Genomic DNA, 19,422 nt, shown 5'->3' with positions numbered 1-19,422 from the left:
GGCTTGCGCCGCTCCTGCCGAAAAGCGAGGTGCTCGAGCTTCCTGCAGGAGCGGCGCGAGCCGCGAGCCTTTCGGGGTTTCAGTCATAGTGCAGCAGCCCATGTCCCAGGCTCGGGTCCTTGCCTTCGATCAACTGGGTCAGGAAGGCCCAGATCGCGTCGCCCGATGGCGGGCAGCCAGGCAAGAAGTAATCGATCCTCACCACCTCATGCACCGGATGGACCTGGTTGAGCGGCAGCGGCAGCTCGGGGTCGTCGGGAATGCGGCTGCCCTCGGCGAGACCGTGGCCGGTTCGATAGACCTCCTGCAGGAGGTCGGCGAGCTCGAGGTGATTGCGCTGTGCAGGCAGCCCGCCGTTGACCGCGCACGCGCCGAGCGCGATCAGCACCTTGCAGTTGGCGCGGAATTCGCGCAGCACATGCACGTTCTCGGCGTTGCACACCCCGCCCTCGATGAGGCCGATGTCGCAGGGGCCGCAGTGCTTGATGTCGGTGAGCGGCGAGCGGTCGAACTCGACGAGTTCGAGCAGCGGCAGCAGGCGCTCGTCGATGTCGAGAAAGGACATGTGGCAGCCGAAGCAGCCCGCGAGCGAGACGGTGGCGACCTTGAGCTTGCGTGGCGCGCCGCCAGCGTCGATCTTTGCGATGTCGATGTCCATCATCGAGCCTCCTCGATGCCGGCACCGGCCTTGCCTTCGGGGCTGGTGCTCGCGCTGATCGGCCGGCGGTCGTAGGTCCGCTGCCCGATCGGCACGGCGAAGCCCACCCGTTTACTGAGGATCACGCCCACCGGACAGACCGCGGCGGCGCGGTCGGTGACGGCGAAGTCGGTGTCGGCGAGCCGCCCCGTGTCGCTGTTGACCACCAGGTGCGACTGCGTGCCGCGGCCGGCGAGCGCGAACACGTTCTTGCCGTCGACATCGCGGCTGGCGCGCACGCACAGCTCGCACAGGATGCAGCGGTTGAACTCAAGCAGCACGTCGGGGTGCGAGGCGTCCACCGGGCGATCGGGGTAGAAGTGGTCGAAATGCGGCGTCAGCATGCCCATCTCGTAGGCGGTGGCTTGCAGTGCGCAGTCGCCGCTCTTCTCGCACGAAGGGCAGAAGTGGTTGCCTTCGACGAAGAGCAGCTGCAGCAGCGTGCGGCGCTTGGCGTCGAGCTCTGCCGTGCGGTTCTCCACCTCCTGGCCGGCGGCGGCGCGCACTGTGCAGGACGTGGCGAAGCGCCCGCCGATCTTCACCGTGCACAGCTTGCACGAGCCGTGCGCGGCAAAGTCGGGGTGCCAGCACAGGTGCGGGATGTACTTGCCCGCGGCGGCGGCGGCCTGCATCACGGTCTGGCCGGGGGTGAAGGGGATGTCCTCGCCGTCGAGCAGGAAGGAATCGTTCATGGCTGCAGATCCTTTGCCGAGGCGGCCTCGGCGGAGGAGGGGACGGACTGCGCGGCGCCCGCTGTGGTGGCGCCCTGCGCATGGGGGCGCTCCTCGACCAGGGCCTCGTGGTTGTCGCCGAGGTGGGCGCCGGGGTCGTCGCGGCCGGTCATCCGGCGCGCCTGCGACAGCGCCGCGTCGAGGTCGAAGGCGGGCTCGTAGTCGGGCGAGTGCAGGCGGCGCTCGAAGGCGGGGCGGAACTTGGCCAGCATGTCGTCGATCGCGATCGTCGCCGTGTTGCCCAGGCCGCAGTGGCTGGCGCCCTGCATCAGGCGGTGCATCTTCGCGATCTCGTCGAGGTCGTAGGGCGAGCCGTGGTCGGCGGCGAGCTTGTCCAGCAGGCGGGCGTTGACCGCGGTGCCGACGCGGCAGGGCGTGCAGAAGCCGCAGCTCTCGTGGGCGAAGAAGTGGGCGAAGTTGTGCGCCACCTCGAACATGTCGCGGGAACGGTCGAACACCATGATCGAGCCGCCGGTGGCGACATCCTCGAAGGCGATGCGACGACCGAACTCGTCGGCAGCCAGGCAATGCCCGGCCGCGCCGGCGCTCGTCACCGCCTGCGTGTCGCGCGCGCCGGCGGCCTCGAGCACCTCGGCCACGGTGACACCGAAGGGAAACTCGTAGATGCCCGGGCGCTCGACGTCGCCCGACACCGACAGCAGCTTGGTGCCGGTCGAGGCCGGGGTGCCGATGGCGTGGAACCAGTCGCCGCCGCGCACCGCGATCAGCGCGGCGAGCGCGAGCGTCTCGACGTTGTTCACCGTGGTCGGCTGCCCGCGATAGCCGTTGGTGACCGGGAAGGGCGGGCGGATGCGCGGCTTGCCCGGCTTGCCTTCGAGCGACTCGATGAGCGCGGATTCCTCGCCGCAGATGTAGGCGCCGGCGCCGAGGTGGATCTCGATGTCGAAGGAGAAGCCACGGCCCAGGATGTTGCGCCCGAGCAGGTTCTGTTCGCGGCGCTGGGCGAGGCGTGTTTCCAGGCGGTCGAGCAGGTAGCGGTATTCGCCGCGCAGGTAAATGAAGCCCTTGTTGGCGCCGATCGCCATGCCGGCGATGCACATGCCGTCGACCACCAGGTCGAAGTAGCTCGACAGCAGCACGCGGTCCTTGAAGGTGCCGGGCTCGCCCTCGTCGGCGTTGCAGATCACGTAGTGCGCGTCGCCCCAGGCGTCGCGGCACGAGCGCCACTTGATGTCGCTGCCGAAACCCGCGCCGCCGCGGCCGCGCAGTCCGGAGCGCTCGATCTCCCACAGCAGCCCGGTGGGGCCGCGCTCGAGCGCCGCGGCGAGCGCCGCACCCGGCGCCAGGCCGTGGTCGAGCAGCACGTCGCGGCGGCGGAGCTTGTCCTCGACATGGAACCACTCCGGCGGCCAGTCGCCCACCGGCACGCGGCGGCGGATCAGGTGCGCCATCTCGTCGATGCGCTCGAGCGTGAGGCGGGTGATCGTGCGCCCGTTGGCCAGCAGCGCCGGCCCCTGGTCGCACATGCCGGTGCACGAGGTGGTCGACACTCTCGCCAGGCCGTCCTCCGACACCTTGCCCGGCTGCAGCCAGAGCTTGTCGCACAGCGTCTGCATCAGCGCCTGGTTGCCGAGCATGCGGTCGGTGATGTTGTCGGAGAACAGGATGCGGTATTCGCCCGCCGGCCGGGTGTGCAGGAAGCTGTAGAAGCTCGCGGTGCTCTCGACGCGGGCGCGCGGGATGCCGAGCGCGCCCGCCAGCGCGGAGAGCGTGGCCGGCGGCAGCCAGCCGTCACGGGCCTGGAGCTCGATCAGGATCTGCAGCAACTGCAGCGGATCGCGCCGGTGACGCTCCAGGATGGTTTCGAGTTCTGCCGTCATCGCCGCAAGCTCCCTGTGATTGCGTGCCCCTGCCGCGCGATTATCGCCCGCCGCACTCCTGGACGCTCATGGAAAGCGTGCGCGGGGCCGATGCATTGCACTTATTCGTGCCGATCGCGCCGCGGGCGGCCCCCATGCCGCCGCCCGCGTGCCTTCATAGCCCGCCCGGGCTGCCGATGCGCAGCGGCTCGGTGTGCCAGATCGTGCGCGCGTACTCGGCGATGGTGCGGTCGGACGAGAACGCCCCCATGCCGGCGATGTTGAGCAGGCTGCAGCGGCTCCATTGCAGCGGATCGCGGTAGCGCGCGTCGGCCTGGTCCTGGGCGTCGAGATAGCTGGCGTAGTCGGCCAGCAGCAGGTAGTGGTCGCCCCAGTTCACCAGGGTGTCGAAGATCGCCTGGTATCGCCCCGGCTCGTCCGGGCTGAAGAGGCCCGCCCGGATCGCGTCGAGCGCCGCGGCCAGGCGCGCGTCGCGCTCGTAGTACTGACGCGGCTGGTAGCCGCCGTTGCGGATCTGCGCGACCTCGGCTGCGGTGTGGCCGAAGATGAAGATGTTGTCCTCGCCGACCTGCTCGCGGATCTCGACGTTGGCGCCGTCCAGCGTGCCGATGGTGAGCGCGCCGTTGAGTGCGAGCTTCATGTTGCCGGTGCCCGAGGCCTCGGTGCCGGCGGTGGAGATCTGCTCGGAGAGGTCTGCGGCCGGAATGATGAGCTCGGCCAGGCTGACGCTGAAGTTGGGCACGAAGACCACCTTGAGGCGCTCGCCGACGCGCGCATCGGCGTTGATGACCGCAGCCACGTCGTTGATGAGGCGGATCACCAGCTTGGCCATGCGATAGGCCGAGGCCGCCTTGCCGGAGAAGATCGCCACCCGCGGCACGTGTTCGCCGTTCGGCTCGGCGAGGATGCGTTGGTAGCGGCTCACCAGGTGCAGCACGTTGAGCAGCTGGCGCTTGTACTCGTGGATGCGCTTGACGTGAACATCGAAGAGCGCGGCCGGATCGACGTGGAGCCCGCAGTGCTGGCCGATCCACTGCGCCAGACGCAGCTTGTTGGCCTGCTTGACCGCGCGCAGCGTGTGCAGGAAGTCGGCGTCGTCGGCGTGCGCGCGCAGGCCCTGGAGCTGCTCGAGGTCGCGCCGCCAGGCTGGACCGATGCGGCTGTCGATCAGCGCCGCCAGCGCGGGATTGGCGTGCGCCAGCCAACGCCGCGGCGTCACGCCGTTGGTCTTGTTGTTGAAGCGCTGCGGCCAGGCGCGCGCGAAGTCGGCGAAGATCGACTCGCGCATCAGCGCCGAATGCAGCGCCGAAACGCCATTGACCGAGTGCGAGGCGACGATCGCGAGGTAGGCCATGCGCACGCGGCGCTCGCCCTGTTCATCGATCAGCGACATGCGGCGCATGCGCTCGACGTCGGGCCCGAGCTCGGCGTTGAGCTCGGCGAGGAAGTGCGCGTTGATGTCGAAGATCATGCGCAGGTGGCGCGGCAGCACGCGGCCGAGCATCTCCAGCGGCCAGGTCTCGAGCGCCTCGTGCATCAGGGTGTGGTTGGTGTAGGAGAACACCCGCCGGCACAACGCCCAGGCGCGCGCCCATTCCAGCCCGCGCTCGTCGACCAGCAGGCGCATCAGCTCGGGCACCGCGAGCACCGGGTGGGTGTCGTTGAGGTGGATGCTGACCTTGTCGGGCAGGGCGTCGAAGTCGGTGTGGCCGACAAGGTAGCGGCGCAGGATGTCCTGCAGGCTGGCGGAGACGAAGAAATACTCCTGGCGCAGGCGCAGCTCGCGGCCCTCGAGGGTGGAGTCGTCCGGGTAGAGCACGCGTGAGACGTTCTCGGAGTGGTTCTTGCTCTCCACCGCGCCGAAATAGTTGCCGCGGTTGAAGGCCGACAGGTCGATCTCCTCGGTGGCGCGTGCCGACCACAGGCGCAGGGTGTTGGTCACCTCGGTGCCATAGCCGGGGATGATCGAGTCGTAGGCCATCGCCAGCACGTCGTCGGTGCCCACCCAATGCACGCGCCCGCCATCCTCCTGCAGGTGGCCGCCGAAGCGGATGCGCATGCGGATCTCGGGGCGGGGGAACTCCCACGGGTTGCCGTGCGTGAGCCAGTAGTCGGGCACCTCGACCTGCTGCCCGTCGACGATCTGCTGGCGGAACATGCCGTAGTCGTAGCGGATGCCGTAGCCGAAGCCGGGCACGCCGAGCGTGGCCATGGAGTCGAGAAAGCAGGCGGCGAGGCGACCGAGGCCGCCGTTGCCGAGCGCGGCGTCGGGCTCGAGCTCGGGCAGGCTGTCGGGGTCGATGTCGAGCAAGCGCAGCGCCTCGCGCACGGGGCCGGCGAGTTCGAGGGCGAGCATGGCGTTGCCCAGGCTGCGGCCGATGAGGAACTCCATCGACAGGTAATAGACGCGCTTGACGTCCTGCGCGTAGCTCGCCCGTGTGGTCTTCATCCAGCGCTCGACCAGGTGGTCGCGCACGGTGTAGGCGACTGCGTGCAGCCAGTCTTCCGGCAGCGCCGACTCGGGGTTCTTGCCGATCTGGTACATCAGCTTGTTGGCGATCGCGCGCTTGAGCGACTCGACGTCGGTGCTGGGGCGGTCGTACTGGAGGGTGAACTGGGCAAGATCCATGGTGACGTCGGTGAAGGTCCGGTAATCGGGTGGCGCGGCCGCGGCCGGCGTGGTGACGTGGCGAAATTCGCTAGTTTAGGCCTTTCGCCTGCAATGGCGCTCGATCGCCCGCCCGTGCCTGTGCGTCGGTCCCGGCATGGGGCGCGCGGGCAGTGCGAGGTGGGAAGGCAAGCCTGCGGCGCACGGCATGCCGAGCGTCGCTAGAATGCGGTGGCCACGCCCGGTCTTGCCGCGCCCCCGCGACGAGGCTTGCATCCAAGGAGCCCCCATGTCTTCCGATCCCGTCCCCGAACCCCGACGTCACCCCAGCCTGCACGGTGCCGGCGGCGCCCCCTCCGATTGGGTACGGCGCTTCACCGCGCTGCTCGCGGACGGCGCGCGCGTGCTCGACTTCGCCGCGGGGGGCGGCCGGCATGCGCGCTGGCTTGCGGCGCGCGGCTGCAGCGTCACCGCGGTCGATCGGGACGCCGCGGCGCTGGCGACGCTGGATGGGGTGGCGGAGATCGCGACGCGGGTGCTTGAGCTCGAGGGTGTGGACTGGCCGCTCGGCGGCGAGCGCTTCGACGCCGTGGTGGTCGCCAATTACCTGTATCGGCCGCGCCTGGCGGAGCTTTTCGAGCTGGTGCGCCCGGGCGGCGTGCTGATCTACGAGACCTTCATGCTCGGCAACGAGCGCTTCGGCAAGCCCTCGAACCCCGATTTCCTGCTCCGTCCGCGCGAGCTGCTCGACTGCCTTCCGGAGGGCTGGAGCGTGGTGGCCTTCGAGCAGGGCGAGATCGAGCGTCCGGCGATGATCCAGCGCCTGTGCGCGACCCGCGGCGCATCGCCGGGCCGCCTGCCACAATCCGTCTAGGCTTGGTGGCCACCTGGGCGAAGATGCGACGGTGTCCGCCCCTCGACCGGAGAGATCGCGACCTGCGTCGCCGCAACGGGCCGACCCGATCGCGACTCGCGTCGCTCCCACCGGCCGATGCGGACGTCGGCGCCACAGGGAACGCACCGGTTCTTCGAGGAAACGCGCGTCCCGATTGGGGTGGCGGGGCTGCTCGGGCTCGCCCCGGACGCTTCACTCCGCCGCTTCGGCGAGAATGCGACCGGCCAGTGCGCGCACCCCGGCCGCGCTCAGGTCGGCGCTCTCCACCCGCAGCGCGTCGGCGTAGTGCACGTAGTTGTGATTCTGCGAACGATGGTAAAGCGGGTCGTAGTGCTGGTCGATCAGCTCGGCGAACAGCTCGGGGAGCGCGTGTGCGGCGGCGAGCGATTTCCAGCGCTCGAGCGTCTCGCGGCTCTGGTGCTCGCGCAGGCGGTGCAGCTTGTCCTGCAGCGCGCCCACGTCGTCGCCGAGGTAGGCGTAGTCGCGCACCAGAAACTCGAGGCGGGCCGCGCGCGTGGCGTCGATCAGGATGCAGGGCGCGCGCCGCATCGCCAGGATCAGCGCCTCGGGCACGAAGACCAGGCCAATCTTGCGGCTCTCGGCCTCGACATACACCGGGCGCGCCGGATCGAGCCGGCGCAGGCGATCCCACAGCAGGGTCTCGAAGCGCTTCTGCGCCGGCTGCGGACGGTCGGGCAGGGCGCCGAGCACCGAGCCCTTGTGCGCGGCGAGGTCCTCCAGGTCGAGCACCTGCGCCCCTTGCGCCGCGAGCGCCTCGAGCACGCGCGTCTTCGCGCTGCCGGTCGGGCCGCACACGATGCGCAACGCCAGCGTGGGCACGATGCGCTCGATCTCGGCGATCACCAGGTGGCGGAAGGCCTTGTAGCCGCCCTCGAGCTGGCAGGCGTCCCAGCCCACCATGCGCAGCCAGGTGGTGAAGGAGCCGCTGCGCTGGCCGCCGCGCCAGCAGTAGATGAGGGGGCGCCAGTTCTTGGGCTTGTCCTGCAGCGTGGCGAGCATGTGGCGCGAGATGTTGGCGGCCACCAGCGCGCCGCCGAGGCGGCGGGCGTCGAAGGCCGACTGCTGCTTGTACATCGTGCCGACGACGATGCGCTCGTCGTTGTCGAGCACCGGCAGGTTGATCGCGCCGGGAATGTGGTCTTCGGCGAACTCGGCGGGCGTGCGCGCGTCGATGATCTCGTCAAAGCCGGACAGCTGTGCTACGGTCGCGACGCCTTTTTGCATGATGTTGACACGACGCGCGGCGCCCACTTGCGCCGCGCGTCGCTTTCTCTCCCGGAAACATGAACGAAATCAGACTGACCGAATTCTCCCACGGCGGCGGCTGCGGCTGCAAAATCGCCCCCGCCGTGCTCGCCGAGCTGCTCGCCACCATGCCCGCCGGCCTCGTGCCACCCGAGCTGCTGGTGGGGACCGACACCGCCGACGACGCCGCCGTCTACAAGCTCAACGATCGCCAGGCCATCGTCGCCACCACCGACTTCTTCACCCCGATCGTGGACAACCCGCGCGACTTCGGCCGCATCGCCGCCACCAACGCGCTCTCCGACGTCTATGCGATGGGCGCCCAGCCCATCCTGGCGCTGGCGATCGTCGGCATGCCGCTCGACAAGCTGCCGCCCGCGGTGATCGGCGAGATCCTCAAGGGCGGCGCCGAGGTCTGCCGCGACGCGGGCATCCCGGTCGCCGGCGGGCACTCGATCGACGTGCTCGAGCCGATCTACGGTCTGGTCGGCCTCGGCGTGGTCGACCCCGCGCGCGTGCGCACCAACGCCGGCGCCAAGGCGGGCGACGTGCTCATCCTCACCAAGCCGCTCGGCATCGGCATCCTCTCGGCGGGCTTGAAGAAGGGCCGGCTGTCGGCAGACGGTTACGCGCAGATGATCCGCTGGACGACGACGCTCAACCGTGTCGGCGCCAGGCTCGCCGACCTCGACGGCGTGCACGCGGTGACCGACGTCACCGGCTTCGGCCTCGCGGGGCACCTGCTGGAGATGTGCCGCGGCGCGTCGCTGACCGGCGCGGTGCGCTTCGATGCGCTGCCGGTGATCGAGGAGGCGCGCGCCCTGGTCCGGGACGGCGTCGCCACCGGCGCGTCGACGCGCAACTGGGCGAGCTACGGTGCCAGCGTGGAGCTGCCGGTGGACGCCCCGGAGTGGCAGCGCAAGCTCGTCACCGACCCGCAGACCTCCGGCGGCCTGCTGATCGCCTGCGCGCCGGAAGCCGTCGAGGCCGTGCAGGCCGCGGTGCGCGCCGAGCAGGGCGAGGCGGGGACGATCGTCGGCGAGATGAAGGCGGGCGCAGCGCGGGTGGTGGTGGCGTAAGCGCCACGGGCGTTTCCGGGGAGGGGCGGTCGTCCGGCATCGGGCGCCGTGCTCCCCTGCCTTCGGCCGCGATGCGCGACCGGGCAGTGCGATCGCGACTGGCGTCGCTCCTACAGCCAGCCCTCGGTGTTTCGGTTCTTCGTAGGAGCGACGCGAGTCGCGATCGGGCGATCGTGCCGGGACGGGCGTCGGTCGGATCCCGTGCGCCACGATCGCGCCTCGCAGCGCTCCTGCGGCTGAATTCCCCCCGGCGCTTCGAGCCTCACTTGCGCGCTGCCTTCGTCTCCTTCGCGGCAAGCAGCGGGCGAAGGCCGGCCCATACCGTGTCGACGATGCGCGGCTGCGCCTCGGCGGCCGGGTGGATGCCGTCGGGCAGGAAGAGCTCGGGGCGGTCGGCGAAGCCGTCCATCAGGAAGGGCACGAGCGGCACCTTCTTCTCCGCGGCCACGTTGGCGAAGACCTCTGCGAAGCGTTGCGTGTAGGCCGGACCATAGTTTGGCGGCATGCGCATGCCGATCAGCAGGACGCGCGCGCCCGCCGCGTGCGCAGCGTCGATCATCGCGGCCAGGTTGTCCGCGAGCAGCTGCGGCTTGAGTCCGCGCAGGCCGTCGTTGGCGCCGAGCTCCAGGATCACCAGCGTGGGCGCATGTTCGGCCAGGGCGGCGGGCAGGCGGGTGAGGCCACCCGACGAGGTCTCGCCGGATACACTGGCGTTGACCACGACATGGCGGAACCCTTCGGCCTGCAGACGCGTCTGCAACAGGGTGGGCCATTCCTGGCCCCTTTCCAGACCGTAGCCGGCCGACAGGCTGTCGCCCCATACCAGGATGGTGTCGGCGCGGGCGACGGCGCCGAAAAGGAACATGAACGCGAAGGGAATGATGAAACGCAACGGCATCGAGCTCTCCAATCCGGTCATCGAGGTCGATGACCTGTGCAAGCAGGTCGCGCTGGCCGACGGCCAGGGCGAGCTGCGGATTTTGCAGGACATCCGCTTTGCCGTGGGTGCGGGCGAGTCGGTGGCGATTGTGGGCGCCTCCGGCTCCGGCAAATCGACCCTGCTGGGATTGCTCGCCGGGTTGGACGTTCCCGCGCACGGCACGGTGCGGGTGCAGGGCCGCGACCTCTTCGCGCTCGACGAGGACGCGCGCGCAGCGCTGCGCGGCGAGGCGATCGGCTTCGTGTTCCAGTCCTTCCAGCTGCTGCCGGCGCTCACCGCGCTGGAGAACGTGATGCTGCCGCTGGAGCTCGCCGGCGTGGGCGACGCGCGCGCGATCGCCACCCAATGGCTGCAGCGCGTCGGCCTGGGCAGCCGGCTCACGCATTATCCCAAGCACCTGTCGGGCGGCGAGCAACAACGCGTGGCGCTGGCGCGCGCCTTCGCGCCCGATCCCCGGGTGCTGCTCGCCGACGAGCCCACCGGCAACCTCGACGCCGAGACGGGGAGGGCGATCATCGAGCTGATGTTCGCGCTCAACCGCGAGCAGGGCACCACGCTGATCCTGGTGACCCACGACGAGTCCCTCGCCCGCCGCTGCGGCCGCGTGCTACGCATGGACTCCGGCCGCCTCAGCGAGGCCCCGTAGGAGCGACGCCAGTCGCGATCGGGCGGTGGGGTGGCGATGACGCGGCGGTGGAGGCGCGGGGGCCGGAATCGCGACTGGCGTCGCTCCTACAAAACCGGCGCGGGTCGGGGGTGGCCGGGCCGGTGCAGCGCGCCGTGGGAGCGACGCCAGTCGCGATCGGGCGGCGGGGTGGCGATGACGCGTCGGTGGAGGCGCGGGGGCCGGAATCGCGACTTGCGTCGCTCCTACGAAAACGGGGGCCGCGTGCGGCTTCAGCTTTCGCCGCCAGGGCCGAACAGGTCGAGGATGCCGTCCAGGCCGGTGTGGTCGAGGCAGCAGTGGGCGACGTCGCGCAGCACCGGCTTGGCGTGGAAGGCGACACCGAAGCCGGCCGCGCGCAGCATGGGGATGTCGTTGGCGCCGTCGCCGGCGGCGATCACCTGCTCGGGCCTGAGGCCCAACTCGTCGCGCGCCTGCTCCAGGTGCGCGGCCTTGGCCTCGCCGTCCACGATGTCCCCGAGCACCTTTCCGGTCAGCTTTCCGTCATACACCTCGAGCTGGTTCGCCCACGCATAGTCGAAGCCCAGCCGCGACTTCAGCCGCTCGGTGAAATACGTGAAGCCGCCCGACACCAGCATCGTGCGGATACCCGCGCGCTGCAACCCCTGCAGCAGGCGCTCCGCCCCGGGGTTGAGCTGCAGGCGGTGATCGAAGACCTCGGCGAGCGCGCTCTCGGGCAGGCCGGCGAGCAGGGCCACGCGCCGCGTCAGGGACTCGCGGAAGTCGATCTCGCCCTGCATCGCGGCCTCCGTGATCGCCGCCACCTCGCGTTTGAAGCCCTGCATGTCGGCGATCTCGTCGATGCACTCGATGTTGATCAGGGTCGAGTCCATGTCGGTCACGAAGAGGCCGAAATCGCGCAGCTGGCGGCCCTCGGGCAGCCACACGTGGTCGAGCCCCCCGGCCGCGCACGCGGCCACCAGACCTTCGACCGGCTTCGCGCCGACGAGGCGGAAGGAGCGCGTGGTGATCTGCTCGATCGCGCTCGCTTCCGACACCTTGGCGACGTTCTTGAGCGCGACGCTGTCGACGTCCTCGGCCAGCACGACCAGGTTCATGCGCGCCGCTCCCGCTTCGGCAGCACGTCGCGCAGCACGGCGGCGGACTTGCGGATCATGTCCTCGGTCGTCGCCCAATCGACACAGGCATCGGTGACCGAACAGCCGTACTTGAGCTGCGACAGGTCGGCCGGAATCGGCTGGTTGCCGGCTTCGATATTGCTCTCGATCATCAGGCCGACGATCGACTGGTTGCCCTCGCGGATCTGATGCATCACGTCCTTCATCACCAGGGGCTGGTATTCGGGCTTCTTCCACGAGTTGGCGTGCGAGCAATCGACCACGATGTTCTTCGCCAGCTTGGCCTTCGCGAGCGCCTGCTCGGCCAGCGACACCGACACCGTGTCGTAGTTGGGCCGGCCGCCGCCGCCGCGCAGCACCACGTGGCCGTAACGGTTGCCGCGCGTGCGGGTAACCGCCGACTGGCCCTGGCTGTTGATGCCGAGGAAGCTGTGCGGACTGCCGGCCGAAATGATCGCGTTGATCGCCACCTCGAGGTCGCCATCGGTGGCGTTCTTGAAGCCGACCGGCGTCGACAGGCCCGAGGCCATCTCGCGATGGGTCTGCGACTCGGAGGTGCGCGCGCCGATCGCGGTCCAGGCGATGAGGTCGCCGTAATACTGCGGTGCGATCGGGTCGAGCGCCTCGGTGGCCGTGGGCAGGCCGAGCTCGCACACGTCGAGGAGGAATTTGCGCGCACGCTCCATGCCCACGTCGATGCGGAAGGAGTCGTCCATGAACGGATCGTTGATGTAGCCCTTCCACCCGGTCGAGGTGCGCGGCTTCTCGAAATACACCCGCATCACCAGCAGCAGCACGTCGGAGACCTCGTCGGCGAGCGCCTTCAGCCGTCGCGCATAATCCAGCCCGGCCACCGGGTCATGGATCGAGCACGGCCCGACCACCACGAACACGCGCGGATCCTTGCGATCGAGGATGTCCATCACCGCCTTGCGCCCGGCCACCACCGCAGCCGCGGCGCGCTCGGTCAGCGGCACGCGCGCCTTCACCTCGTCCGGCGAGGGCATGTGGTCGAAGGCGAGGACGTTGAGGTTTTCGGTCTGGGTGGGCATTGCGGGCACTCCGATTGCTGCCTGGAAAGCCTGCAATTGTAACGCCCGTGCCGGGGCATGTCCGCGGAGATTTGCGCGGCGCAAGGGATTGGCCGGCACGCATCGAAGCCGCGCCGCATGCTCGAGCCGCCGCGCCGAGCCCCTACCCGGCAACGTAGGGCTGAACCTGGTCCTGCTCTGCCGGATGGTTACGGGCCACCACCGCGCGCGCCGCTTCAGTGGCGCTGAGATTGATCGCCTCGTGGGGAACCCCCGCCGGAACGAACAGGAACTCCCCCGCCGCGCTGATCACCTCGTTTTCCAGCTTCGCGCCCCAGCGCGTCAGGACCCTGCCTTCGAGCACATAGATTCCGGTTTCGTAGCCGACGTGGACATGCGGCTCCGACCGGGCCCCGGGCGGAATCGTCACCAGATGCATGCTCAGCCCGCTTGCCCCGACCGTCTGCCCCGAGATCCCGATGAAATACGGCAGCCGCTGACGCGTCAGGACTTCACGGTCCGGTCGTATCGCTTGCACTTGCTTCATGTCGATCTCCTCCGCGCAGGGACGATCCCTTGGACGTGTGTGTGGCGCATGTTGTGGATGCCTTTCCGCCGGGAAGATTCCGATGTCGCGCTCCCGCGCGCTGCCGTCCTCATCCGCCGCCGGCGACAGATCACGAGGGGCGCACCGCATCGACGACCACGAAGGCGCCTTCGCCCCGCCCCGGGCGCGCCGGCTCGATGTGCCCGTTCTCCGCGAGCGGCCGGGCCAGCGTCTGCGCCCACGACCGCAGGGAAAAGCCCGCATCCGGCAGCAGGCGCTCCACTTCGCACAAGGTGGTGACGACGAGCGCGAGATCGAAACGGTGCCGGTGTGTCGAAATCGTGGCGGCGGCGTGCGCCTGTGTCACATCGATCCCTCTCGATGCAGTTTAGACGTCTTCATCTAGGATGGAACGTAGGGGCCGGAATCGCGCTCGCGCAGGAGAAGACTGCCGGCTGCCGGGCCGCCGCTTCGCCGATGATCATGCCGCGCCCCGTGGGGAGGCTGCCCCGCCCAGCAGCCGAGGAGAACCGACATGCATGCGATTTCATTGAGCGGCCGCAGGGTGCTGGTCACGCAGGCCGACGCGTTCATGGGCCCGGCGCTGTGCGACGCCTTCCGCGCCGCCGGCGCCGAAGTCGTCCCCGATCGAAGCGCGCTGCTGGAGCGGGGGGCAGGGCGCGCGGTCATCGAGGCGGCCGGCCGGATCGACGTGCTGGTCCTCAACCTGGCCATTCCCGCGCCGAGCACGCCCGTCCATCAGGTGTCGGGCGGCGAATGGGAGACCACCTTCGCCGCCCTGGTCCATCCCATGCGGGAGATGGTCGCCGCCGTCCTGCCGCAGATGATCGAACGCAAGGCGGGCAAGATCCTCCTGATGGGCAGCGCCGCCGCCCTGCGCGGGATGGCCCTGCGCTCGAGCTACGCCGCCGCGCGCGGCGCGCAACTGGCCTACATCCAGGCGGTGGGCGTCGAGGCCGCGGCGCATGGCGTCCAGGTCAACGCCATTGCGCAGAATTTCGTCGAGAACCCCACCTACTTCCCGCCCGAGGTCCAGGCCACGCCGGCGTTCAAGGACCGCCTGAAGTGGCAGGTGCCGCTTGGGCGCCTGGTCACGGCGGACGAGGACGCCAGCTTTGCGGTCTATCTGTGCAGCGAGGCGGCGAACTGCTTCGTGGGGCAGGTGTTTCCGGTGTGCGGGGGTTGGGTGAACCGGTGAGGGGAAGGGTCTTCCGTATCGGCGTATGCGCTCGGTCCCGCGCGTGGAAAGCGTGTGGAGCCAGGTGGAGCCGCCGTCAGGGAAAGGACGAGACGGGCGCTGACGGCCGCATTGGATGCCAAGCTGGCAGGCGATGAACGGGCAGATGCTGGATGCAGCCTCCGTTCGCAGCAGGCGACACCAAACCTTCACGTCTCCTACCGTCCCGGCCTTGGCCCGCATCCGTCGGCGGCGACGCCTCGATTCCCTGTGAATTTTGTTGCAATTTGTCAGAAATAGTATTTCTCGATACATGCCAAGAAATCTATTATGAGTTCATGCTGAGGGTGGCGTGTCGAGGATGGAGCTTCCAGGCTCATCGGGTGCTCGTCCTGGAGGAAGTGATGATTTCGGTGCGGATGCTCCTTCTTGGAAGGAGTCTTTCCAGGTTGCTCGCCGTGGCGCTCGCGACGCTTTCTTTCGGCGTCCAGGCTGACGGCGGCAAGCTGCGGGTGGTCACCGACAACAACTACCCGCCGTACGTGTTTCCTGGTCCGGACGGAAGCCCGCAGGGGTATGTCGTCGATCTGTGGAAGCTGTGGGAGGAGAAGACCGGCGCCTCGGTCGCTTTGCAGGCCATGCAATGGGCGGACGCGCAGCGGGCCATCCTCGACGGCCGTGCCGACGTGATCGATATGATCTTCCGCACACCGGTCCGCGAGCAGCTCTACGACTTCTCCCAGCCCTACGCCACGCTCCCGGTGTCGATCTTTGTCGACCCTTCGATCAACGGGATTGTCGACGCCGGATCCATGCAGGGCTTCGCCGTCGCGGTGCAGAGGGGTGATGCCTGCATCGACAGGCTGACCACGCTCGGTGTCACCAATCTGGTTCCTTATGCGAGCTACGAGGCGGTCCTGGCTGCGGCGCGGGACGGCGACATCAAGATGTTCTGCATGGATGAGAAGCCGGCCAACTACTACCTCTACTTGTACCGCGATCAGGTGAAGTTCACCCGCGCATTCACCCTGTACGAAGGCCAGTTCCATTGGGCGGTCGCGAAGGGCGACGCGGGCACCTTTGCCCGCGTTCAGGAAGGCATGGCGCGGATCACGCCTGCCGAACTCGAAGCGCTGAGCAAGAAGTGGCTTGCGAAGCCGCTCGAGTTCCGGAGCTATCTTCGCATCATCCTCATGGTTGCGGGGATCGCTCTGGCCGTGCTCGCCGTGGCGATGCTCTGGATCCGCTTCCTTCGGGGACTGGTGTATGCGAGGACCGCCGAGATCCACCAAAAGAACGAGGCATTGGAGCAAGCAGCACGCGAGCTCGTGGTCGAGAAGGCGCAACTGCGCGCCATCTTCGATAGCAGCCCGGATGGCATGGCGCTCAAGGACCGCAATGGAGTCTACGTCGACTGCAATGCCGTGCTCGCACGTGGCTTCGGCCTGGCGCGAGCACAGATCATCGGTCGCAGCGACGACCAGTTGTTCGAGGACAAGGACTTCGTCGCCACCGTCCGGAAGAACGACGCGGAGGTCCTTGGCCAAGGAGCGAGTCATCGGTACGAAAGGCGGTTCGAGGCCGCTGACGGAACCGCCTACGAACTGGAGATCGTGAAGGTGCCAGTACGCTTGGCGGCCGATGGCGCGATCGACGGCGTGCTCGTCGTCGCGCACGACCTGACCGCGCGCCGCCGTGCGGAAAGTGAATTGCGCATCGCAGCGGCGGCGTTCGAGAGCCAGGATGGCATGATGATCACCAACGGCCGCGGGGTGATCGAACGCATCAACTCGGCATTCACACGCATGAGCGGCTATCCGGCGGAGGAGGTTGTCGGCTGCACGCCGCGCTTCCTCAAGTCGGATGTGCACGATCCGGACTTCTACTCGGCCATGTGGGGTGCCGTAGCGCGCAAGGGCTACTGGGCCGGCGAGATCGTGAATCGGCATCGTGACGGCGGCCTGTTCATCACCCGGCTGTCGATCACCGCAGTGTGCGACACGCAGGGGCGGCCGCTTCACCATGTGTGCAGCTACCAGGATATTTCGGCCGAGAGGCAGGCGCGGGAGCTGGCAGAGCGTCTCAAGCTTTACGATCAGCTCACCAACCTGCCCAACCGCAGCCTGCTCGAAGACCGTATCACCCATGCCCTGGCCAACAGCGCCGAACGCGGTGAACTCGGTGCTGTGATGATGCTGGACCTCGATCTGTTCCAGAAGGTGAACGACTCGTGGGGCCACGGGGTGGGAGACCGGCTGCTGACCGAGATGGTGCGGCGCATGCAGGGCGTTGCGGACAACGGCGAGACGCTGGGCCGCTTTTCGGGCGACAGCTTCGTGCTGATGCTCGAGAACCTTGGGCACGATCGCCAGGCGGCCGCGGGACGCGCCCAGGACCTTGCTGAGGCGGTCAGGCAGGCGATCGCGGTGCCGATGACGATCGAGGGACGTCGGATCTCGAGCACCGCAACGATTGGCGTGACGCTTTTCCGGGGGCGGGAAGCTTCGCCGGAAACCTTGCTGCGCCAAGCCGAACTGGCGATGTACAAGGGCAAGAATATGGGCCGCAACGTGGTCCGCTTCTTCGAGGACGCGATGCAGTCGGAACTCGACCGCCGCAACCTGCTGGAAGAGGAACTGCGCGAGGCCATCGAGAACCATCAACTCGTACTTCACTATCAGGTGCAGGTCGATGCCGAGGGTCTCCCGATCGGTGCGGAGGCACTCATCCGCTGGATCCATCCGGTGCGGGGTCTGGTGCCTCCGTTTGTGTTCATTCCGCTGGCAGAGGAAACCGGGCTGATCGAGCCGATCGGCCGCTGGGTGCTTGCCACGGCATGCCAGCAGCTCGCACAGTGGTCGTATGACGATCTTTTCAGTCGGCTCACCCTTGCTGTCAACGTGAGTCCGCCGCAATTCAAGGCGGCGAGTTTCGTTCAGGATGTATTCGATGAACTCGAACGCGCGGGCGTCCCCGCCAGAACGTTGAAGCTGGAGGTGACCGAGAGCCTTGCAATCGATGATTTCGATGCGTCGGTGGACAAGCTTCGACAGCTACGGGCTCGCGGCGTGAGGATCTCTCTGGACGATTTCGGCACCGGCAACTCCTCGCTCAACTACCTGACGAAGCTGCCGCTCTCGCAGCTGAAGATCGACAAGTCCTTTGTAGACGAGCTGCCGGCCAGCCATCGCGACGCTATGGTGGCCCAGACGATCATTGCCATGGGGCAGGGCTTGGAACTCGACGTGATTGCCGAGGGGGTGGAGACCCGTGCGCAGCATGAATATCTCGTCGCCCAGGGCTGTCATGCTTTCCAGGGCTACCTGTTCGGCAAGCCCTTGCCCGTGGACGCCTTCGAGGCGGCAGTGCGCGAGCGCGCGAGCTCGCAGGTGTCGTGATGAAATCCCGGTCTAGCTGCCTCGCCTTGTGTTTCGTTCTCGCGGCTCTGACGCTGTTCGTGGCCCTGCCTGTGCGTGCCGGCGCCTTGGTGATCGCGACCGTCGACAGCGCCCACATGCGTCGCCTGCAAACCCTCAGCAGCGAGTTCGAGAAGGCCAATCCGGAGATTCGCATCCGGTGGGTCGTTCTCGAGGAGTCCGAGCTGAGGCGGGTGGCAAGTGCCGACGTCGAGACGCGAGACGGCCTATTCGACGTGATTACCATCGGAATCTTCAAAGCACCGATCTGGGCTGCCAGCGGATGGATCAAACCCTTGCGGTCGCCGGACGATTTCGACGTGGACGATCTGCTGCCGACCGTCCGCAAAGCGCTTTCCTACCAGCAAGAGCTGTATGCCGCGCCCATCTACGGCGAGAGCTCCATGCTCATGTACCGCAAGGATCTGCTGAAAAAGGCGGGCCTCACCATGCCCGACAGGCCGACCTGGACCGAGGTTGCCGCGTTTGCCGCGAAGCTCCACGACCCTGCGAATGGCGTGCATGGAATCTGTTTGCGTGGCCGCCCGGGCTGGATCGAGAACATGGCGCTGGTGAGCACCATGGTCAATTCGTTTGGCGGCCAATGGTTCGATGCGGGCTGGCGACCCCAGCTGGACAGTCTGCCGTGGAAAAAGGCGGTCGGGCTGTATGCGGAACTCCTGAATCGATATGGACCGCCCGATGCGGCTTCACTGGGCTACGGGGAGAACCTCTCGCTGTTTGCGTCGGGCAGATGCGCTCAATGGGTCGGGCCGACGGTCGCTGCGGAAGTCCTCACGAACCCAGAGTCGAGTGCAGTCGCCGGTGAGGTCGGCTTCGCAGCCGCTCCGTACGAGGTGACGGCCAAGGGTGCGCAATGGCTGTGGGCTTGGGCGCTGGCGATCCCGAGCAGCATCGACCCCGTTCGGGAGGCTGACGCTCGGAAGTTCATCCACTGGGTGGCTTCACGCGACTACGTCGAGCTCGTTGCGGCCCGGCAGGGTTGGCGGGCCGTGCCGACGGGTACCCGCAGATCGACCTATGCTCGGCCGGAGTTTCAGCGCAAGGCGCCCTGGGCTGTGCATGAGCTCGAAGCGATGCTCAATGCAGATCCGGAAAACGCCACCCTGCCACCAAGCCCTTACCCGGGCATTCAGTTCGCGGCGATCCCCGAGTTCATCCTCATTGGCGACGAAGTCGGTAACCTGATCGCCGAAGCGCTCGCCGGACGCCTGAGCGTGGAGGAGGCGCTGGCGCGCGGGCAGGATGCAGCACAACGTCGGATGGTTCGTGGAGGCTACCCCCGGTAACCGGGATGGGGACAGGATCCCCATCGCCGCCGCCAAATCTGCCTCGAACCGGTAGACTAAGCCCTTCGCGCTTCGCGATCGCATAGCGTTTTCCGCACC

The 19,422-nt window shown here is 68.1% G+C and carries 16 protein-coding genes; 6 read left to right on the top strand and 10 right to left on the bottom strand.

Annotated features, from left to right (window positions below):
- Positions 1-79 precede the first annotated feature (79 nt).
- The 4 genes from C665_RS05440 to C665_RS05425 form a co-directional block, all read right to left on the bottom strand.
- Positions 80-658 carry an NADH-quinone oxidoreductase subunit B family protein gene (locus tag C665_RS05440; RefSeq protein WP_004302165.1) on the bottom strand — a complete coding sequence of 193 codons (579 nt, stop codon included), beginning with the start codon at positions 656-658 and terminating at the stop codon, positions 80-82.
- Positions 658-1,389 (bottom strand): 2Fe-2S iron-sulfur cluster-binding protein, encoded by a 732-nt coding sequence (locus C665_RS05435; protein WP_004302164.1) that lies wholly within the window; start codon positions 1,387-1,389, stop codon positions 658-660. Before C665_RS05435 ends, C665_RS05440 begins: the two co-directional genes overlap by 1 nt.
- Positions 1,386-3,269: an NAD(P)H-dependent oxidoreductase subunit E gene (locus tag C665_RS05430; protein ID WP_004302162.1), complete on the bottom strand. Its 1,884-nt coding sequence runs from the start codon at positions 3,267-3,269 to the stop codon at positions 1,386-1,388. Before C665_RS05430 ends, C665_RS05435 begins: the two co-directional genes overlap by 4 nt.
- Positions 3,270-3,423: 154 nt before the next feature.
- Complete coding sequence (locus tag C665_RS05425) at positions 3,424-5,898, bottom strand: glycogen/starch/alpha-glucan phosphorylase (RefSeq protein WP_004302160.1); 2,475 nt, start codon at positions 5,896-5,898, stop codon at positions 3,424-3,426.
- A gap of 268 nt (positions 5,899-6,166) precedes the next feature.
- Between C665_RS05425 and C665_RS05420 the strand changes: the two genes are divergently transcribed.
- Entirely contained in the window at positions 6,167-6,751 is a 585-nt protein-coding gene (locus C665_RS05420; RefSeq protein ID WP_004302158.1) for a class I SAM-dependent methyltransferase, read from the top strand.
- Between the two features lie 213 nt (positions 6,752-6,964).
- On the opposite strand, the gene mnmH is transcribed toward C665_RS05420, so the two are convergent.
- On the bottom strand, positions 6,965-8,017 hold the full coding sequence (mnmH, locus tag C665_RS05415) for a tRNA 2-selenouridine(34) synthase MnmH (RefSeq protein ID WP_040828618.1): 1,053 nt from the start codon (positions 8,015-8,017) through the stop codon (positions 6,965-6,967).
- Positions 8,018-8,076: 59 nt separating this feature from the next.
- Here mnmH and selD point away from each other — a divergent pair, with 59 nt between their 5' ends.
- Positions 8,077-9,117, top strand: coding sequence for a selenide, water dikinase SelD (selD, locus tag C665_RS05410; RefSeq protein ID WP_004302152.1), 1,041 nt, complete (start codon positions 8,077-8,079; stop codon positions 9,115-9,117).
- A 262-nt stretch (positions 9,118-9,379) separates the two neighbouring features.
- Here selD and C665_RS05405 read toward each other — a convergent pair whose 3' ends face one another.
- Positions 9,380-10,015 (bottom strand): arylesterase, encoded by a 636-nt coding sequence (locus C665_RS05405; RefSeq protein ID WP_004302151.1) that lies wholly within the window; start codon positions 10,013-10,015, stop codon positions 9,380-9,382.
- Here C665_RS05405 and C665_RS05400 point away from each other — a divergent pair.
- Positions 9,999-10,703 carry an ABC transporter ATP-binding protein gene (locus C665_RS05400; RefSeq protein WP_004302148.1) on the top strand — a complete coding sequence of 235 codons (705 nt, stop codon included), beginning with the start codon at positions 9,999-10,001 and terminating at the stop codon, positions 10,701-10,703. The genes C665_RS05405 and C665_RS05400 overlap by 17 nt on opposite strands.
- A 251-nt stretch (positions 10,704-10,954) precedes the next feature.
- On the opposite strand, the gene serB is transcribed toward C665_RS05400, so the two are convergent.
- The 4 genes from serB to C665_RS05380 form a co-directional block, all read right to left on the bottom strand.
- The gene (serB, locus tag C665_RS05395) at positions 10,955-11,800 is read right to left on the bottom strand and encodes a phosphoserine phosphatase SerB (RefSeq protein ID WP_004302146.1); all 846 of its coding nucleotides are present in this window, start codon (positions 11,798-11,800) and stop codon (positions 10,955-10,957) included.
- Complete coding sequence (locus C665_RS05390; RefSeq protein ID WP_004302143.1) at positions 11,797-12,873, bottom strand: 3-deoxy-7-phosphoheptulonate synthase; 1,077 nt, start codon at positions 12,871-12,873, stop codon at positions 11,797-11,799. Before C665_RS05390 ends, serB begins: the two co-directional genes overlap by 4 nt.
- A 142-nt stretch (positions 12,874-13,015) precedes the next feature.
- The gene (locus C665_RS05385) at positions 13,016-13,399 is read right to left on the bottom strand and encodes a cupin domain-containing protein (RefSeq protein WP_004302141.1); all 384 of its coding nucleotides are present in this window, start codon (positions 13,397-13,399) and stop codon (positions 13,016-13,018) included.
- A 130-nt stretch (positions 13,400-13,529) separates the two neighbouring features.
- On the bottom strand, positions 13,530-13,766 hold the full coding sequence (locus C665_RS05380) for a hypothetical protein (protein WP_004302138.1): 237 nt from the start codon (positions 13,764-13,766) through the stop codon (positions 13,530-13,532).
- A gap of 168 nt (positions 13,767-13,934) precedes the next feature.
- Between C665_RS05380 and C665_RS05375 the strand changes: the two genes are divergently transcribed.
- From C665_RS05375 to C665_RS05365, 3 genes are all read left to right on the top strand, one after another.
- Complete coding sequence (locus tag C665_RS05375; RefSeq protein WP_004302136.1) at positions 13,935-14,618, top strand: SDR family oxidoreductase; 684 nt, start codon at positions 13,935-13,937, stop codon at positions 14,616-14,618.
- Positions 14,619-14,980: 362 nt separating this feature from the next.
- Positions 14,981-17,995 carry an EAL domain-containing protein gene (locus C665_RS05370; protein WP_197068757.1) on the top strand — a complete coding sequence of 1,005 codons (3,015 nt, stop codon included), beginning with the start codon at positions 14,981-14,983 and terminating at the stop codon, positions 17,993-17,995.
- Positions 17,995-19,323: an ABC transporter substrate-binding protein gene (locus tag C665_RS05365; RefSeq protein WP_004302132.1), complete on the top strand. Its 1,329-nt coding sequence runs from the start codon at positions 17,995-17,997 to the stop codon at positions 19,321-19,323. Before C665_RS05370 ends, C665_RS05365 begins: the two co-directional genes overlap by 1 nt.
- The last annotated feature ends 99 nt before the right edge of the window (positions 19,324-19,422 follow it).

Origin of the sequence: Thauera aminoaromatica S2, from assembly GCF_000310185.1 — a bacterium.
Taxonomy (GTDB): Bacteria; Pseudomonadota; Gammaproteobacteria; order Burkholderiales; family Rhodocyclaceae; genus Thauera; species Thauera aminoaromatica.
Note: the sequence above shows the minus strand (reverse complement) of the source record. Positions and strands in the feature narration are given on the sequence as shown.

Bases quoted from the DNA above. Each gene is read 5' to 3' on its own strand.
- selD (WP_004302152.1), top strand. From the start codon at position 8,077: ATGAACGAAATCAGACTGACCGAATTCTCCCACGGCGGCGGCTGCGGC.
- C665_RS05440 (WP_004302165.1), bottom strand. From the start codon at position 658: ATGGACATCGACATCGCAAAGATCGACGCTGGCGGCGCGCCACGCAAG.
- C665_RS05375 (WP_004302136.1), top strand. From the start codon at position 13,935: ATGCATGCGATTTCATTGAGCGGCCGCAGGGTGCTGGTCACGCAGGCC.
- C665_RS05365 (WP_004302132.1), top strand. From the start codon at position 17,995: ATGAAATCCCGGTCTAGCTGCCTCGCCTTGTGTTTCGTTCTCGCGGCT.
- C665_RS05435 (WP_004302164.1), bottom strand. From the start codon at position 1,389: ATGAACGATTCCTTCCTGCTCGACGGCGAGGACATCCCCTTCACCCCC.
- C665_RS05405 (WP_004302151.1), bottom strand. From the start codon at position 10,015: ATGCCGTTGCGTTTCATCATTCCCTTCGCGTTCATGTTCCTTTTCGGC.
- mnmH (WP_040828618.1), bottom strand. From the start codon at position 8,017: ATGCAAAAAGGCGTCGCGACCGTAGCACAGCTGTCCGGCTTTGACGAG.
- C665_RS05400 (WP_004302148.1), top strand. From the start codon at position 9,999: ATGAAACGCAACGGCATCGAGCTCTCCAATCCGGTCATCGAGGTCGAT.
- C665_RS05430 (WP_004302162.1), bottom strand. From the start codon at position 3,269: ATGACGGCAGAACTCGAAACCATCCTGGAGCGTCACCGGCGCGATCCG.
- C665_RS05385 (WP_004302141.1), bottom strand. From the start codon at position 13,399: ATGAAGCAAGTGCAAGCGATACGACCGGACCGTGAAGTCCTGACGCGT.
- C665_RS05425 (WP_004302160.1), bottom strand. From the start codon at position 5,898: ATGGATCTTGCCCAGTTCACCCTCCAGTACGACCGCCCCAGCACCGAC.
- C665_RS05420 (WP_004302158.1), top strand. From the start codon at position 6,167: ATGTCTTCCGATCCCGTCCCCGAACCCCGACGTCACCCCAGCCTGCAC.
- C665_RS05390 (WP_004302143.1), bottom strand. From the start codon at position 12,873: ATGCCCACCCAGACCGAAAACCTCAACGTCCTCGCCTTCGACCACATG.
- serB (WP_004302146.1), bottom strand. From the start codon at position 11,800: ATGAACCTGGTCGTGCTGGCCGAGGACGTCGACAGCGTCGCGCTCAAG.